This is a genomic window from Methylobacterium sp. E-066 (genome assembly GCF_022829635.1).
Taxonomy (GTDB): Bacteria; Pseudomonadota; Alphaproteobacteria; order Rhizobiales; family Beijerinckiaceae; genus Methylobacterium.
This window is the reverse complement of record NZ_JAKSYO010000096.1, coordinates 1-15,495: the sequence shown is the minus strand read 5'-3', so window position 1 is coordinate 15,495 and position 15,495 is coordinate 1. Positions and strand designations below refer to the sequence as shown.

Here is a 15,495-nt window from a genome sequence, read left to right as displayed (position 1 = left end):
ATCGTGGGTCGGGGGCGGTCGGGGTCTTTGACGCCCGCCGCGCCGGTGCCCTAGTGAAGGGTGCATGTCCCTGGATGCCCCAACCCCCTCGCTCGCGGAGGAGAGCGCGCCCACCACCCGCTGCCGGATCCTGGCGACGGCGGCGGCGTATTTTCGCGAGATCGGCTACCAGAAGACCACCGTGGCGGACATCGCCCGGACGCTGAAGATGAGTCCGGCCAACGTCTACCGGTTCTTCGATTCGAAGAAGGCGATCAACGAGGCGGTGCTGGAGCGGCTGATCGGCGAGATCGAGGCCCTGGTCTCGGAGGTCGCCGCCCGGCCGGGCCTGACGGCCACCGAGCGCCTGGTGGCGGCGATCGACCTGCTGCACCGCGACTGCACCCGGCGCAGCGAAGAGTTTCCCCGGCTGCACGAGATGGTCGAGGCGGCCATGGGCGAGAGCTGGGAGGTCTGCCGCCACCACATCGCCCGGGTCACCGCCGGGTTCGAGCGGATCATCCGGGAGGGCGTGGCCGGGGGCGAGTTCGAGGCCGCCGACCCGGCGGAAGCGGCCGCCTGCATCCATGCCGGCATCGCCCGCTACACGCATCCGCTGCTGGTCGGGCAGACGGCACTCCAGCCGGTGCCCTCGCTCGAGGCCATGACGGCTTTTCTGTTGCGGGGCCTGGCGCCGAGGGGGCGGACCGGTGCCGAACCGGCGCAAGGCGCGCGTCTAGGCTGAACCGATGACGCGTCGCCGGCCTCCTCGCAGCACAGCCCTCACGATCGAGGGCGGCGTGCGGCATCCAGCGGATCGGATAGCGACCCTCATGGATATCGATCGCGCCTTGCCTGAGCCGCTCACCGATGAGGAACGCGCCGCCGCTCAACGCGGCTTGGCCGACCTGCACGCGGGTCGGTTCGCGACAACGGCAGACGTCGAAGCCACGTACCGCCGCTTCAGGCCTCAGCGCCTCGATCCGGATCCGATCCCCGATACGAAGCGCTGAGCCAATCCGAAAACCTTACTCGGAGGCCCGTCCGGCCTCCGGCGCGGGCTCGGAGGTGCTGGGCTGCGGGCCGTCATAGCCCTCGATCACCAGGATCTCGGCGTCGACCCCGCCGCGCTGCTTGGCCTTGGCCGCCTGGTAGAGGTCGGAATTCCAGCAGGCGAGGGCGTCGGCGTAGCTCGGGAACTCGATCACCACGTTGCGGGACCGGGGCTGGCCCATCACCGCCTCGTAGGCGCCCCCGCGCACCAGGAAGCGGCCGCCATGCTTGGCGAAGGCGACGCCGTTGGCGGCCACGTAGTCCTTGTAGGCCTCCGCGTCGCGGACATCGACCCGCGCGATCCAGTAGCCCTTTGCCATCCTGCGCCTCATCGGTTGCAAAGCGGACCTAGATCCCGGCCGCCTGAAGACAATGCCGGGGACTCAGGCCAGCTCGGCGACGATCGCCTGGGCCACGGCCCGCGGGTCGGCGGCGCCGGTGATCGGGCGCCCGACCACGACATGGTCGATGCCGGCTCTGCGGGCATCCCCGGGGGTCATCACCCGCTTCTGGTCGCCGGCCTCGGCGCCCGCCGGGCGGATGCCCGGGGTGACGATCAGCCGGTCGGGCCCGACGATGCGCCGGACCGAGGCCGCCTCGGTCGCCGAGCAGACCAGGCCGTCGACGCCGATCTCCGCGGCCTGGGCGGCACGCTTGGCGACCAGCTCGGCCACCGGCAGGCCGTAGCCGGCCTCCGCGGCATCGGCATCGTCGTAGGAGGTCAGCACCGTCACGGCCAGGATCTTCAGGCCGGCGCTCCGTCCGCGCACGGCCGCCCGCATGGTCTGCGGATAGGCGTGCACGGTCAGGAAGGTGGCGCCCAGCCCCGAGGCCGAACGCACGCCCTCCTCGACGGTGTTGCCGATGTCGTGGAGCTTCAGGTCGAGGAATATCTTGAGGCCCCGCGCCGCCAGCCGCTCGGCCAGCGCCAGCCCGCCCGCGTAGCCCAGCCGGTAGCCGATCTTGTAGAAGGTCGCGGCATCGCCGATCCGGTCGATCAGCGCCTCGGCCTCGGGCACATTCGGGAGATCGAGGGCCACGATCAGGCGGTCGCGGGGGTCGGCACGCACGGTCATCGAGTCGTCCTTCAGGCTGGCGGCACCGACCATGCCGCGGCGATCCCTGTCAATCAGGACCGGAGCCTATCAGCCGCGCTTGACGGCCTTGGTGCGCCGCTTGCCGCGCGCGATGCCCTCGGCCAGGGCCACGTTCATGCGCGCCTGCCAGCCAGGGCCGCCGGCCTTGTAGGCGGCGAGCACGTCGGGATCGACGCTCAGAGTGAGCTGCACCCGCCCGGTCTCACCCTGCGGGCGGCGGCCGCGCTGGTCGAGTGCAGCGGCGAGATTTGGCGGTAGGCCTTCGGACCCCAGGTGCATCTGGGCTAGCTGTTCGGCGGTCAGCTCGGGATTGTCGGACACCTCGTCCCAATCCGCCTGGGAGTAAGCGGCGTTCGGAACGTAGCCGGGGGCGTGGTCAGAGGGCTTCATAGATCGATCTCTCCGTCCGGTTGGCGCGGCGGACGCTCACGACATCGAAGGCTTCAGTTCCCAACGGCGAGACGATCACCACGACCACGGCCTCGCCGAACCAGGTCCCGATGAGCAGGAAGCGCGCGCGGCCGGTGCGGCTCGGTCTGGTCGGGGCAGTCGCGTAACGGTCGAAGCTGAAGGCCTCCTCGAACTGGGCCGGATCGAATCCATGCTTGGCGATGTTCGCCGACCGTTTCGGTTCCTGCGCGGTGAACTTCACGGATTGCAGCATAGCCCCAAAGCGCCGGACGGGAAGCCGTCGGTGAGGCGATAGGCGCGCTCGGTTTCAACCGCTCAACACCCGCGCCACCTCCGCCTTCAGCACCGGCAGCAATTCCGCCTCGAACCAGGGTTCGCGCTTGAGCCAGCCGTTGTTGCGCCAGGACGGGTGGGGCAGGGGCAGGATTCGGGGACGGCGGGGCTCGGCAAGGATCGCGCGCCAGCGCCGCACGGTGCCGGTCAGGCCGTCCTCCATCCGGCCCAGGTGCCAGCCCTGCGCGTATTGGCCGATCACCAGGATGAGATCGAGGTTCGGCAGGCCCGCAAACAGCTCCGCGCGCCAGCGCTCGGCGCATTCCCGGCGCGGCGGCCGGTCGCCACCCTTGGCGTCCAGGCCGGGGAAGCAGGAGCCCATGGGCACAATCGCAACCTGCGCGGGATCGTAGAACCGCGCCTCGTCGAGGCCGAGCCAACTCCGCAGCCGCACCCCGGACGGGTCGGTGAACGGCATGCCGGTGCGGTGGGCCCGGGTGCCGGGGGCCTGGCTCGCCACGCAGAGCCGCGCGCCGGTGCTGCCCTGCACGATCGGCCGCGGCTCCTGGGGCAGGGGCGGCCCGTAGAGCGGGCTGTCCCGGCAGAGGCGGCAGGCGCGCAGGCGCGCGGCGGTGTCTTCGAACGAGGCGGGAGCGGCTGAGGGCATCGGCCCCAAGATGGCGAGCCGCCACGCGCAAACCAAAAAAAACGGCGCCCAAAAAAAACGGCGCGGTGTCGCGCCGCGCCGTCGTCAGTCGGGTCTCTTGCCTTGGGGGGAAGGCCCCTCCGTCCTACGCCGGGGCCGACAGGCGCGCCGTGCGATTCGTCACGCGCCCTTCACGCCGGAGAGGTCGAGGGGCAGGGCGCGCAGGCGCTGACCGGTGGCGGAGAACACCGCGTTGGCGATGGCGGGCGCCAGCACGGGGACGCCCGGCTCGCCGATGCCGGTGGGCGCCGCCTGGCTCGGCACGATATGCACCTCGACCTTCGGCATCTCGCTCATCCGGGTCGGCTCGTAGGCGTCGAAATTGTGCTCCTGTACCTGACCGTCCTTCAGGGTGATGCGGTTGCGCAGGACCGCCGACAGGGCGAAGCCGACCGCGCCCTCGACCTGCGCCCGGATCACGTCCGGATTGACCGGGACGCCGACATCCACGGCCGCCACGATCCGGTTCACCCGGATCCCGGAATCCTGCGCGGTGACGTCGGCCACCATGGCGACGTAGGAGCCGAAGGATTCGTGGACCGCCACCCCGAGGCCGCGGCCCTTCTCCTGCGGCTTGTTCTGCGCCTTGGCCGACCAGCCGGCCTTGTCGGCGGCGAGCTTCAGCACGCCGGAGAGCCGCGGCGCCTGCGCCAGCAGCGACAGCCGGTAGGCCACGGGATCGACGTCGGCGGCATGGGCCAGCTCGTCGATCATCACCTCCATCACGTGGGCCGTGTGGGTGTGGCCGACCGAGCGCCACCACAGGACCGGCACGCCCTCGCGGCCGTTATGGACGCCGAAGCGGTAGGCCGGGAGCGCGTAGGGCGTGTCGGAAGCGCCCTCCACGGTGGTCGAATCGATGCCGTTCTTGACGATCATCGCCTCGAAGGGCGAGCCGATCATGATCGACTTGCCGACCATGACATGATCCCAGCCGACCACCGCGCCTTTGGCGTCGATGCCAGCCCGGACCTTGTGCAGCACTGTCGGGCGGTAATAGCCGCCGGCCATGTCGTCCTCGCGGGTCCAGACGAGGTGGATGGGCGCCTTCTCGCCGGCAGCCTTGAGCACGGTGGCGGCTTCCGCGAGGTAGTCGGCCGTGGGCGTCGCCCGGCGCCCGAAGGAGCCGCCGGCCCAGTTGCTGTGGAGCCGGACCCGGTCGGGCGTCACCCCGAGGATCGCCGCCATGGTCGCCTGCTCCACGGTCTGGAACTGGAAGCCGGCATAGACGTCGTAGCCGCCGTCGGCCGCCCGCTCGATCGTGGCGTTCAGGGGCTCCATCGCGGCGTGGGCGAGGTACGGGAAGGTGAACTCGGCCTCGATCACCTTGGCGGCGCCCTTGAGCGCGGCCTGCGGGTCGCCGCGCTCCGAGGCGGTGAGGCCGGGGCCCTTGGCGCGCTCCCGGTACTCGGCCAGGATCGCGTCAGACGAGCGGGTCTCGGCGGTGCTGTCGTCCCAGGTGACGGTGAGCGCCTCGCGGCCCTTCATGGCCGACCACGTGTCCCGGGCGATCACCGCTACGCCGGTGGGGACCTGGACCACGTCGAGCACGCCGGCGACCTTGCGGGCGGCGGCGGCGTCAAAACCCTTCACGGTGGCGCCGAAGCGCGGGGCGCGGGCGACCACCGCGGTGACCTGGTTCGGGCGGCGAATGTCGAGGGAGTAGATCGCCGAGCCGTTGGTCTTGGCCACGGAATCGAGGCGCGGCACCTTCGTGCCGATCAGCGTCCACTCGCTCGGGTCCTTGAGCCGCGGCTCGGACGGGACCGGCAGGGACGCGGCCGAGGCGGCGAGCTCTCCGAACCGGGCCTGCCGGCCCGAGGCGGCGTGGCGCACCACCCCGTCCGCGACGGTGATCTCCGAGACCGGGACCTTCCAGCGGAAGGCCGCCTCGGCCATCAGCATCTCCCGGGCGGCGGCACCGGCCTTGCGCAGCTGGAACCAGGAATTGGCCACCGCGGTGGAGCCGCCGGTGCCCTGGATCGGGCCCATCAGGCTGTTGTTGTAGAGCGCCGCGTCGGCCGGCGCGAACTCGGTGCGGACCGTCTTCCAATCGGCGCCGAGCTCGTCGGCCAGAATCGTGGCGAGGCCTGTGGTGTTCCCCTGGCCCATGTCGAGATGCTTGATCACCACCGTGACGGTGTCGTCCGGGGCGATCCGCACGAAGGCGTTGGGCTGGGCCTTGACGCTGGCGAGGTCCGGGCCGGCGGCGGCCCGGGCGGGTTTCGCGTCCAGCCGGAAGGCGACCACGATGGCGCCGGTGCCGGCCAGGAAGCCGCGGCGGCTGGGCCGGGCTTCGGGCGGGACTCGGTTCGGTCGACGGGCGTTCAGCATGGCGGCGATGCTCCGGTCAGGACCGTGGAGAGGGGCGGGAATCTTCAGGCGAGGTCGCGCGCGGCCTCGTGGATCGCGGCGCGGATACGCTGGTAGGTGCCGCAGCGGCAGATGTTGCCGTCCATGGCGCCGTCGATGTCGGCGTCGCTGGGCTTGGCGTTGCCGGACAGGAGCCCGATCGCCGACATGATCTGCCCCGACTGGCAGTAGCCGCACTGCACGACGTCGAGCTTGCGCCACGCGGCCTGGACGGCCTCGGCCACCCGGCCGGACACGCCCTCGATGGTCGTCACCTGGGCGGTGCCGACGTCGCCGACCTTGGTCTGGCAGGACCGCACCGGCTGACCGTCGAGATGGACCGTACAGGCGCCGCATTGCGCGATGCCGCAACCGTACTTGGTGCCGGTGGCGTCGAGGCGGTCGCGCAGGACCCAGAGCAGCGGCATGTCCGGGTCGGCGTCGATCGCGTGGGTGACGCCGTTGACGGTGAGCTTCGGCATGGTCGGCGGCCCTCGGTCGACACGCGGAATCCGGCGCGCACCGGCTCGCGGCACTCGGCCCGCCACGTGCGTCTCCTACCGTAGCGGGCACCCCGACGCCAACGATGTGTGGCAGCGCACGGACGCGAGGCGTGCCGGCGGCCGCGAAACCAGCGCCGATGCGTAAGATCCGACCGATGCCGGCAGCCGCTTCTTAAGACATCCGCCCCATCCTGGCGCCATCACCGCCCTTCCCAGCTGGCCCGCGCCGCGTTCGAGCCGAGTTTCAAGAGACCCATGTCCGATCTCACCGTCGAGATGGTGCAGCGCGGTCGCGGCCCCTCGACGGAGGAAGCGGCGCGGCGCCTCGGTGTCGCCCGCGAGATCCGCTCGGCGCGCGAGAAGCTGACCTCGCAGACCGGCCTCGAGCGGGCCTTCGACCACGAATTGCTGCGCCATTACGCCCGGTACCGGGCGGGGGCCGGCATCCCGCTGGTGCTGTTCGCGGTCACCCTCGCCACGGCGGCAACCTTCTGGATCGCCCCGGTCGTGGCCGCGCTCTGGGCACTGGGCGCGATCTTGATGATCACGCTCAACACCACGTTGAGCCGGCGCTTCCTGCGCGCCGACGCGGCGACGATCCCGCTCGCCCGCTGGCGCCGCCGCTTCCTGATCGGCGAGGTCCTGCAGAGCCTGTCGTGGTCGGCGATGATCGGGCTCGGCACTACCGGCGGCTGGACCTTCGTGCTGTTCGGCCTCGTCATCGCGGCCGCGGTCTCGACGATGCTGGCGGCGACGGTGCCGGTGGCGGCGGTCGCCGCTTTGGTGCCGCTGGTTCTCGCCACCGCGTCACTCGCCGCCTGCTCGAAGGGCATGGAGGCGCTGCTGCTGGTGCTGATGGCCGCGGGCGCGCAGCTGTTCTTCCTGGGCCTCGCCCGCCGCCTCTACGCCTCGACGGTGGGCGCCCTGCGCTCCCGCGCCGAGAAGGACGCGGTGTTCGGCGAGCTGGAGCAGGCCAAGGCCAATTCCGACGAGGCGCGGCGTCGGGCCGAGGAGGCGAACCTCGCCAAATCGCGCTTCCTCGCCACCATGAGCCACGAGCTGCGCACGCCGCTCAACGCCATCCTGGGCTTCTCGGAGGTGATGAAGAACGAGGTGTTCGGCATCCACACCGCGCCGTCCTACCGGGAATACTCGAACGACATCCACGACAGCGGGATGCACCTCCTCAACCTGATCAACGAGATCCTCGACCTGTCGCGCATCGAGGCGGGCCGCTACGAGCTCAACGAGGAGGCGGTGCAGCTCGCCCACGTGGTCGAGGAGTGCCGGCACATGATGGGCCTGCGGGCCAAGGCGAAGAACCAGACCTTCCACGACCTGGTCGACGGCTCGCTGCCGCGGCTCTGGGCGGACGAGCGGGCGCTGCGCCAGATCGTGCTCAACCTCCTGTCGAACGCCGTGAAGTTCACGCCGCCCGGCGGCGAGATCTGGCTGAAGGTCGGATGGACCGCCTCGGGCGGCCAGTACGTCTCGGTGAAGGACAGCGGCCCCGGCATCCCGGAGGACGAGCTCGGCACGGTGATGTCCTCGTTCGGCCGCGGCTCCCTGGCGATCAAGACCGCCGAGCAGGGTTCGGGCCTCGGCCTGCCGATCGTGAAGGGGCTGGTGGAGCTCCACGGCGGCCAGTTCCAGCTGTCCTCGCGGCCCCGCGAGGGCACCGAGGTGATCGTCACCCTGCCGGCCTCCCGGGTGATGGACACGCTGCCCCCGGTCGATGTCGGCGCCGATGCCTTCGTGCCGGCCCGCAACGCCTTCAACCGCGCCGCCTGAGACGCCAGGGCTCCGCCCTGGACCCGCAAAAGGTCGACGACCTTTTGAAACCGGGACCTTACGGGGTCTCGGCCAGAGCGCGGATGCGGTCCCATTCGGCCTCGGTGACCGGCTGCACCGACAGGCGCGAATTGTTCACCAGCACCATGTCGGCGAGCGCCGGATCCGCCTTGATCGCGTCGAGCGTCACTGGCCGGGGCAGGGGCTCGACGGCCTTCACGTCGACCATGCCGAAGCGTCCGGTCGCGTCGGTGTGGTCGGGGTAGTAGGGCCGGATCACTTCGACGATGCCGACCACCGCCTTGCCCTCGTTCGAGTGGTAGAAGAAGCCCCGGTCGCCGACCTGCATGGCCATCAAGTGCTTCTTGGCGAGGTGGTTGCGCACGCCGTTCCAGTGCGTCCCGGCCGCGCCGGCCTCGACCTGCTGCGCCCACGACCAGGTCGCGGGCTCGGATTTGAACAGCCAGTACGCCATCACGCCGTCTCTCGAGGGCCGCCCCATCGCGGCGGCACGGCCCCCATAGCGCAGCTGTCCCCGATGCGGACAGGCCCCTTCGGCGGCGGCTCACCGCCCGTTGCGGCCGAGCACGAGCCGGCTCGCCCCCGCAAACGCCCAGGCGCAGAGCCCGCCATAGAGCATCACCCACTCGAAGCCCCGGACCAGCGCCTGCCGGGCAACCGATTCGGTGAGATCCGCGGCCCCGGCCACGGCGAGGTTGCCGGCGGCCACCACCTCCGCGAGGGCGTCGAGCGCCGCCCCCTGCGCCAACGGGCCGAGGCCGGACCGGACGCCCTGGAGCAGGATGAAGCCCATCAGGGCGATGTTGACGGCCAGCGCAATCATCCGCGCGCTCATGTCCATGCCCGAGGCCATCCCGGCGCGCTCCGGGGGCAGGGCGCCCGTGGCGGTGTTGGTGACCGGCGTGTTGGTAAGGCCGAGCCCGGTGCCGGCCAGGAGGCAGCCGGGCAGCAGCGTCAGCCAGCTCGCCTGCGCGCCGGTGGCGGCCGCGCGCATCAGCAGGAAGCCGGCGCCGATGGTGAACAGGCCGAGCGGGATGACCAGGCCCGGGCCGTGGCGCAGGAGCAGCCGCTCCGCGAGCGGCGGCACCACCAGGGTCGGCAGCGTGTAGGCCAGGAGCGCCAGCCCGGCGCTCACGCTGTCGTAGCCCAGCACCGCCTGGAAATAGATCGGCAGGTAGATCACGAACGGCCAGAAGCTGAAGTTCATCGCGCTCGACCCGAGCAGGGCGCCCGCGAAGCGGCGGTTCCGGAAGGCCGCGAAGTCGAACATCGGCCACGCCGCCCGGGTCTCCACGACGACGAAGGCCACGAGGCTCACGGCGCCGGCGCCGGCGAGGAGGCTCACCGGATCGTCGAGGCGCAGCGCCTGCCCCCGGGTGATCAGGTAGACCAGGCTGAACACCGCCAACGACAGGGTCGCGATCCCGGCGCCGTCGACGCGCCTGGCCTGAGGATCGGAGGATTCGACGATGCCGGCCCGCGCCAAGCCGAGAGTAGCCAGCGCCAGAAGGACGTGGATCAAAAAAACCCATTCCCAGCTCAAAACCGCGACGGTGACGCCGCCGACCAGCGGGCCGAAGCCGAGCCCGAAGCCGAACACGATCCCCCACCAGCCGAAGGCCGTCCCGCGCTCGGCCCCGTCCCGGAACTGGTGCGACAGCACGGCGGTCTGGCAGGCCAGCATCGCGGCGGCGCTCGCGCCCTGGAAGAACCGCGCCGCGATCAGGACCGGGGCGCTCGGCGCCAGCCCGCAGACGAGGGAGGCCGCCCCGAACGCCGCCACGCCGATCAAAAAGACGCGCCTGCAGCCGAACCGGTCGGCCAGGGTCCCCATCGCCATCAGGCAGGTGGTCATGGCCACGGTGTAGGCGTTCATGATCCACTGGAGCTGCCGGAAATCCGCCCCCAGGACCCGCTCCAGGGTCGGCAGGATCGACGGGATGCTGGAGATCTCCAGCCCCAGCATCAGCGCGGACAGGCAGACGGCCGCCAGCGCCAGGCTATTTTCGGTTTTGCGATCGGAGTGGATGAGATCCGGCCCGGCCCCGGGCAGGGAATCCGGAAGGTCTTGGAGGCCGCCAAGCTTGCTCGTCATGAGTCCGCACCTTCGAGGGTGATACGAGGACGCGACGGAACCTGGCGCGCGCTTGATCACAACACAATCGAATGGCATTCTATTTCAGTGATGACGAAACTGGATGGTGTCGGTGCTCACCCTTGACGTCGACGCGGTCCGGACCTTCGTGACGGTGGCGGACCACAGGAGCTTCACCCGCGCCGCCGAGGCGCTCGGGGTGACGCAGGGCGCGGTCAGCGTGAAGCTGCGGCGGCTGGAGGACCGGCTCGGCCAGCGGCTGATTGAGCGGACGCCGCGCCAGGTCCGGCTCTCGGCGCAGGGTGAGATCTTCATCGGCTCGGCGCGGGAATTCCTGGCCGCACATGAGCGGGCGGTGGCGGGTCTCGCGGAGCCGCGCCGCCGCTTCCGGCTCGGGATCGCCGCCCACGTCATGGGTCCGGAGGTGCCGAGCCTGCTCGCCCGGCTGAAGTCCCTCGACCCGGCGCTGGCGATCGAGGTGCTGCTCGACAATGCCCGCCCGCTGCTCGACGGGTTCGAGGCCGGCACGCTCGACGCGGCCATCATCCGCAGCGACGACGACCGGCGCGACGGCGAGATCCTGGGGCCGGAGCATTTCGGCTGGTTCGCGGCGCCGCATTTCGAGCACCGGGCCGGCGAGAAGCTGCGCCTGGCCGCGACCTCGCCCTGCTGCTCCGTCCGGGACGTCGCCATCCAGCTCCTGGACCGATCCGCGATTCCCTGGACGGAGGTGTTCGTCGGTGGCACCGCGGCGATCAGCGCGGCCCTGTCGGCCGGCCTGGCGGTCTCGGCCTTCCCGCGCCGGCTCGCCCCAGCGGATGTGATCGATGTCGGCGACGCGCTCGGCCTGCCGCCGATCCCCTCGCTCGCCCTCGTGCTGCACTCGTCCCTGACCGATACGCGGAGCAAGGACGCGCTGCGGGCGATCACGGCGGCATTCCGGGAACACCGGAGGGGTTAGTCGGGGGTTTCCAAAGGGCTCAGCCCTTTGGCGGGGTTCGGGGGCGGAGCCCCTGAGACACCTTTCAGGCGACCAGGGCTCCGCCCTGGACCCGCAAAAGGTCCCGACCTTTTGAAACCCTAATCGGTCTCGCCGCGCAGCGGCCGGGCCAGCAGGCCGGCGATCACGTCCTCGACGCCGGCCTGGCCGGCCACGATCGCGGCCACGGCCTCGGCCACCGGCATCTCGATGCGGCGGGCTGCGGCGAGGCCAGCCAGAGCCGCAGCCGTGAAGGCGCCCTCGGCGAGCTTGCCGCCTGCGGCCTCCTCCGGGCTCGCCCCGGCGCCGAGGCGCTGGCCGAAGGCGAAGTTGCGCGATTGCGGCGAGGAGGCAGTGAGCACGAGGTCGCCCAGGCCAGAGAGGCCCATCAGGGTCTCGGGCCGGCCGCCGAAGGCGCGGGCGAAGCGCATCAGCTCGGCGAAGGCGCGGGCGATCAGCGCCGCCCGGGCACTCTCGCCGAGGCCACGGCCCGCCACGATCCCGCAGGCGATGGCCAGCACGTTCTTGCCGGCGCCGCCGATCTCGACGCCGCGCACGTCGTCGGTGTGGTAGAGCCGGAAGCTCGGCCCCGAGAGCAACGTGCTCAGCGCGGCGGCGAGGCCCGGATCGGCCGCCGCCAGGGTCACGGCGGTGGGCAGGCCGCGGGCGACGTCGGCCGCGAAGCTCGGGCCGGACAGGACCGCCACTGGCGTTCCCGGGGGCAGGACCTGCTCGGCCACCGCGCTCAAAAAGCTGTCGGTGCCACGCTCGATCCCCTTGGCGCAGAGGATCACCGGGCCGGCCGAGGCGAGGGGCGCGCGCAAGGCTTCCAGCACGCCGCGCACGGTCTGGGCGGGCACGACCAGCAGGGTCGCCCGGGCGCCAGCGAGTTCTTTGGAGAGCGCCGTCGCGTGGATGCCAGCTTGGAGCGGCACGCCCGGCAGGTAGCGCGGGTTCTCCCGCTCGGCCTCGAGCCGGGCGGCGGCTTGCGGGTCGCGCAGCCAGAGGGTCACGGGATGCCCGGCGCTGGCGGCGGCGTTGGCGAGCGCCGTCCCCCAGGCGCCGCCGCCGACGACGTTGATGGGCGCGCTCATGCCGAGATCTCCGCGGGTTCGAGCAGATACAGCACGTGGCTGCGCAGCGGCCCCTCCGGCACAGCCGGATGCGCAAACGTCTCCGCGCGGACCATGCCGAGGCGCTCCATGACCGCCTGCGAGCGGCGATTGCCCGAGGCGGTATAGGCCACGACGCTGCGGATGCCGCAGCGCCCGGCGAGGTCGGCCAGCGTCAGCCGCGCGGCCCGTGTGGCGAGGCCGTGGCCCCAGGCATCCCGGGCGAGGCGCCAGCCCAGCTCGATCGTGTCGCCGATCCGCTCGCCCCCCGGGAACGGCATGGCCCGCATGATCCGGAAGGCGCCGATGAAGCCGACGAACCGTCCGCCCCGCTCCAAAGCCCAGGGGCCGAACCCGTCCGCCACGAAGCGCCGGTCGTAGCTGCCCGCCTCGGCGGCACTTTCCGGCTCGGTCCGCAGCCGGGGGAAGAATTCCATCACCGCCGGGTCGGCGTTCAGCGCCGCGAACGGGGCCGTATCGTCCGGTCGCCAGCGGCGCAGGAGCAGGTCGCCGTCCCGGAGGCCGTCCGGCACCGGGGCGGTCGCGATCTGGTCACGCCGGATCTTGCCGCGCCAAGCCAGGGAACGCCGGTTCAGCAGGGCGAGATCGGCGGTGCCGGCGAGCACCGCCTCGCCGAGGGCGATCGCGTGCTCCAGGCCGTCGGCCGACATGTTGGCGTGGGCGGGCGGGGCCACGCTGTCGCGCCAGGGGCCGCCGCAGGCATTGTCGAGGAGGATGCGGGCGAAGCAATGGTCGAGGCGGACCGGCCAGCCGGGCCGGGCGGCCTCGGGCAGGCGGCGCGCGACGAGATCCCGCCAGTGCGCGCGCCGGTCCGCGGCCGCGCTCATCCGGCCGGGACCGCGTCCCGGGCCGGGTCGGCGGCCAGCGGCCAGCGGGGGCGGGCCGGCGCCGTCAGGTCGTCGACGAGCCCGAGGCGGAGCCGCTCCAGTCCGGCCCAGGCGATCATCGCGCCGTTGTCGCCGCAGAGCGGCAGGGGCGGGGCGACAAAGCCGAGGCCGGCCTCGCCGGCCAGCGCCGCGAGCGCCCGCCGGATCGCGCCGTTGGCCGAGACGCCGCCCGCCGCCACCAGGGCGGTGGGCCGGCCGGCGACCCCCGAGAAGGCGCGCAACGCCACCCGGGCGCGGTCCACCACCACGTCGACCACGGCGGCCTGGAAGCTCGCGCACAGGTCGGCGACGTCGCGCTCGGCCAGCGGCGCGATCCGCTCGGCCTCGATCCGCAGGGCGGTCTTGAGGCCCGACAGGGAAAAATCCGCCTCGCGCCGGCCGAGCATCGGCCGGGGTAGGGCGAAGCGCTCGGGATCGCCGGATTCAGCCATGCGCTCGACCTCGGGGCCGCCGGGATAGCCGAGGCCCAGCAGCTTGGCCGCCTTGTCGAAGGCCTCGCCGATGGCGTCGTCCACCGTGGAGCCGAGCCGGACGTAATCGCCGACCCCGCGCACGGCGACGAGCTGGGTGTGGCCGCCCGAGGCGAGCAGCAGCAGGTATGGGAAGGGCAGGTTGTCGGTCAGCCGCGCGGTCAGCGCGTGGGCTTCGAGATGGTTCACGGCGAGCAGCGGCTTGCGGGTCACCAGCGCCAGGGTCTTGGCCGTGACGAGGCCGACCAGCACGCCGCCGATCAGCCCGGGCCCGGCCGCCACCGCGATCCCGTCAAGGTCGGAAAAGCCGATCCCGGCCCGGTCGAGGGCGCGGGCGATCAGCCGGTCGAGCACCTCGACATGGGCGCGGGCGGCGATCTCGGGCACGACGCCACCATAGGCGGCATGCTCGGCGATCTGGCTCAGCACCTCGTTGGCGCGGATCTGCCCGAGCCCGTCCTCATCGACGGACACCACGGCCGCGGCGGTCTCGTCGCAGGTGGTCTCGATGCCGAGCACGGTCTTCACGGGCCACTCCCTCGATCAACGGACCTGCACGCCCCCGCCCGAAAGCCTGCCGGGCCGGCGTAATCCGGGTGCCGGGCGGGTGCAATGGCCGCTCGGACACCCGTGGAAGGCTCAGTCGACCGCGATCATCACGTCGGAGGCCTTCACCACCGCGTAGGCGGGGCCGCCGGCGACGAGCTTGAGCGAATCGACCGCCTCGTTGGTGATCGAGGCGGTGATGACCTGGCCGGGGCTGATCTCGATCTTCACGTGAGCGGTGGTCGAGCCCTTGTCGACCGACACCACCGTGCCCTTGATGACGTTGCGCGCGCTGATCTTCATGCTGTGCCGCAAAGCTCCCTGGGCCGCACCGGGCGGCCTCCGGCGGTCTCCTACAACATGGCGCGCAAAGGCGCGACCACCTCGGGGGTGCACCGCCGGAGCGGTGAGCAGCGCGGTGCAAGCGGGCGCGCTCGCTCGGCGGCCCGCGCGCATCGTCCTGGATATCGGATCCGGGACGATGCGCGCGGGGCAAACCCAAATCGTTGCGGCGGTATTGGGGGCCTATAGACGGGGAGCAGCCCTTCACCTCACACGTCGGTAAAGGCGGAACGCCGACCGGTGGAAGCCCTGCGCCTGATAGAACGCATGGGCGTCCGCCCGGCCGAGACCAGTCGTCAATTCGAGGGTGTCGCAATCGGCTTTCTTCGCGAGGTCGTAGGCGAACTCGATAAGCCGACGCCCGACCCCGCGCCTGCGGGCCTCCTCAGCAACGACGAGCGTCGTGATCCTGGCCAGAGGCTGCGGATAGAACAGCAGGGGCGCAATGTGGACCGCGATGAGCCCGAGGGCGTTGCCCCCGTGAGTCTCGGCCAGGAACGCTCGGTCAACATCGCGGCGAGAGGCCAGTCTCATCCGTCGCTCAATCTCTTCCGCGGAGGGATCGAACCCGAGACCTCGCATGAGGACGGCCACGACCGGAGCGTCGCGTGTCTCGATGCTTCGTACCCGAACGTCCATCGGGGCATCCTTCGGCACAGATCATCCGCGCGATGATGCACACGCGCCACAAGTGAACAAGGAACTGCCCCTATGGATCGATTCTGTTGAAAAACTCGGGTGTTGCAGCGGTTGTGATGAGGTGATTCACTCCTGTCGAGAGACGGAGATCGAAGCAGATGATGGGACCTCGGCAAGTCGAGCAGGGTGCCTTGTTCTACGAGTTCTCGCTCGACACT

General features: G+C 71.4%; 18 protein-coding genes. 4 read left to right on the top strand and 14 right to left on the bottom strand.

The window, feature by feature from the left end:
* Positions 1–64: 64 nt before the first annotated feature.
* Together MKL20_RS13005 and MKL20_RS13000 are read left to right on the top strand one after the other, a co-directional pair.
* Positions 65–724, top strand: a complete 660-nt coding sequence (locus tag MKL20_RS13005) for a TetR/AcrR family transcriptional regulator (protein WP_244037010.1) — start codon at positions 65–67, stop codon at positions 722–724.
* An 88-nt stretch (positions 725–812) separates the two neighbouring features.
* Complete coding sequence (locus MKL20_RS13000) at positions 813–992, top strand: hypothetical protein (RefSeq protein WP_244037009.1); 180 nt, start codon at positions 813–815, stop codon at positions 990–992.
* A gap of 15 nt (positions 993–1,007) precedes the next feature.
* Here MKL20_RS13000 and MKL20_RS12995 read toward each other — a convergent pair whose 3' ends face one another.
* The 7 genes from MKL20_RS12995 to MKL20_RS12965 form a co-directional block, all read right to left on the bottom strand.
* The gene (locus MKL20_RS12995; RefSeq protein WP_244037008.1) at positions 1,008–1,352 is read right to left on the bottom strand and encodes a DUF1330 domain-containing protein; all 345 of its coding nucleotides are present in this window, start codon (positions 1,350–1,352) and stop codon (positions 1,008–1,010) included.
* Between the two features lie 63 nt (positions 1,353–1,415).
* On the bottom strand, positions 1,416–2,108 hold the full coding sequence (pyrF, locus tag MKL20_RS12990) for an orotidine-5'-phosphate decarboxylase (protein ID WP_244037125.1): 693 nt from the start codon (positions 2,106–2,108) through the stop codon (positions 1,416–1,418).
* 69 nt (positions 2,109–2,177) lie between these two features.
* On the bottom strand, positions 2,178–2,519 hold the full coding sequence (locus MKL20_RS12985) for a BrnA antitoxin family protein (protein ID WP_244037007.1): 342 nt from the start codon (positions 2,517–2,519) through the stop codon (positions 2,178–2,180).
* The gene (locus MKL20_RS12980; protein ID WP_244037006.1) at positions 2,506–2,793 is read right to left on the bottom strand and encodes a BrnT family toxin; all 288 of its coding nucleotides are present in this window, start codon (positions 2,791–2,793) and stop codon (positions 2,506–2,508) included. Before MKL20_RS12980 ends, MKL20_RS12985 begins: the two co-directional genes overlap by 14 nt.
* 54 nt (positions 2,794–2,847) lie before the next feature.
* Positions 2,848–3,480 (bottom strand): uracil-DNA glycosylase family protein, encoded by a 633-nt coding sequence (locus tag MKL20_RS12975; protein WP_244037005.1) that lies wholly within the window; start codon positions 3,478–3,480, stop codon positions 2,848–2,850.
* Positions 3,481–3,639: 159 nt separating this feature from the next.
* Complete coding sequence (locus MKL20_RS12970; RefSeq protein WP_244037004.1) at positions 3,640–5,853, bottom strand: xanthine dehydrogenase family protein molybdopterin-binding subunit; 2,214 nt, start codon at positions 5,851–5,853, stop codon at positions 3,640–3,642.
* A gap of 44 nt (positions 5,854–5,897) precedes the next feature.
* Complete coding sequence (locus MKL20_RS12965; RefSeq protein WP_244037003.1) at positions 5,898–6,353, bottom strand: (2Fe-2S)-binding protein; 456 nt, start codon at positions 6,351–6,353, stop codon at positions 5,898–5,900.
* A 276-nt stretch (positions 6,354–6,629) separates the two neighbouring features.
* On the opposite strand from MKL20_RS12965, the gene MKL20_RS12960 reads away from it, so the two are divergent.
* Positions 6,630–8,165 (top strand): sensor histidine kinase, encoded by a 1,536-nt coding sequence (locus MKL20_RS12960; protein ID WP_244037002.1) that lies wholly within the window; start codon positions 6,630–6,632, stop codon positions 8,163–8,165.
* A gap of 58 nt (positions 8,166–8,223) precedes the next feature.
* On the opposite strand, the gene MKL20_RS12955 is transcribed toward MKL20_RS12960, so the two are convergent.
* Positions 8,224–8,640, bottom strand: coding sequence for an EVE domain-containing protein (locus MKL20_RS12955; protein WP_244037001.1), 417 nt, complete (start codon positions 8,638–8,640; stop codon positions 8,224–8,226).
* A 90-nt stretch (positions 8,641–8,730) separates the two neighbouring features.
* Positions 8,731–10,281, bottom strand: a complete 1,551-nt coding sequence (locus MKL20_RS12950) for an MFS transporter (protein WP_244037000.1) — start codon at positions 10,279–10,281, stop codon at positions 8,731–8,733.
* Positions 10,282–10,384: 103 nt separating this feature from the next.
* Between MKL20_RS12950 and MKL20_RS12945 the strand changes: the two genes are divergently transcribed.
* Positions 10,385–11,242: a LysR family transcriptional regulator gene (locus MKL20_RS12945; RefSeq protein ID WP_244036999.1), complete on the top strand. Its 858-nt coding sequence runs from the start codon at positions 10,385–10,387 to the stop codon at positions 11,240–11,242.
* Between the two features lie 119 nt (positions 11,243–11,361).
* On the opposite strand, the gene MKL20_RS12940 is transcribed toward MKL20_RS12945, so the two are convergent.
* From MKL20_RS12940 to MKL20_RS12920, 5 genes are all read right to left on the bottom strand, one after another.
* Positions 11,362–12,354, bottom strand: a complete 993-nt coding sequence (locus MKL20_RS12940) for an NAD(P)H-dependent glycerol-3-phosphate dehydrogenase (RefSeq protein WP_244036998.1) — start codon at positions 12,352–12,354, stop codon at positions 11,362–11,364.
* Complete coding sequence (locus tag MKL20_RS12935) at positions 12,351–13,220, bottom strand: GNAT family N-acetyltransferase (protein ID WP_244036997.1); 870 nt, start codon at positions 13,218–13,220, stop codon at positions 12,351–12,353. The genes MKL20_RS12940 and MKL20_RS12935 overlap by 4 nt, the downstream gene beginning before the upstream one ends.
* Positions 13,217–14,278 (bottom strand): tRNA (adenosine(37)-N6)-threonylcarbamoyltransferase complex transferase subunit TsaD, encoded by a 1,062-nt coding sequence (gene tsaD, locus MKL20_RS12930; RefSeq protein WP_244036996.1) that lies wholly within the window; start codon positions 14,276–14,278, stop codon positions 13,217–13,219. The genes MKL20_RS12935 and tsaD overlap by 4 nt, the downstream gene beginning before the upstream one ends.
* A 111-nt stretch (positions 14,279–14,389) precedes the next feature.
* Entirely contained in the window at positions 14,390–14,599 is a 210-nt protein-coding gene (locus MKL20_RS12925; RefSeq protein ID WP_007558473.1) for a molybdopterin-binding protein, read from the bottom strand.
* A gap of 243 nt (positions 14,600–14,842) precedes the next feature.
* Positions 14,843–15,277: a GNAT family N-acetyltransferase gene (locus MKL20_RS12920; RefSeq protein ID WP_244036995.1), complete on the bottom strand. Its 435-nt coding sequence runs from the start codon at positions 15,275–15,277 to the stop codon at positions 14,843–14,845.
* Positions 15,278–15,495 lie beyond the last annotated feature (218 nt).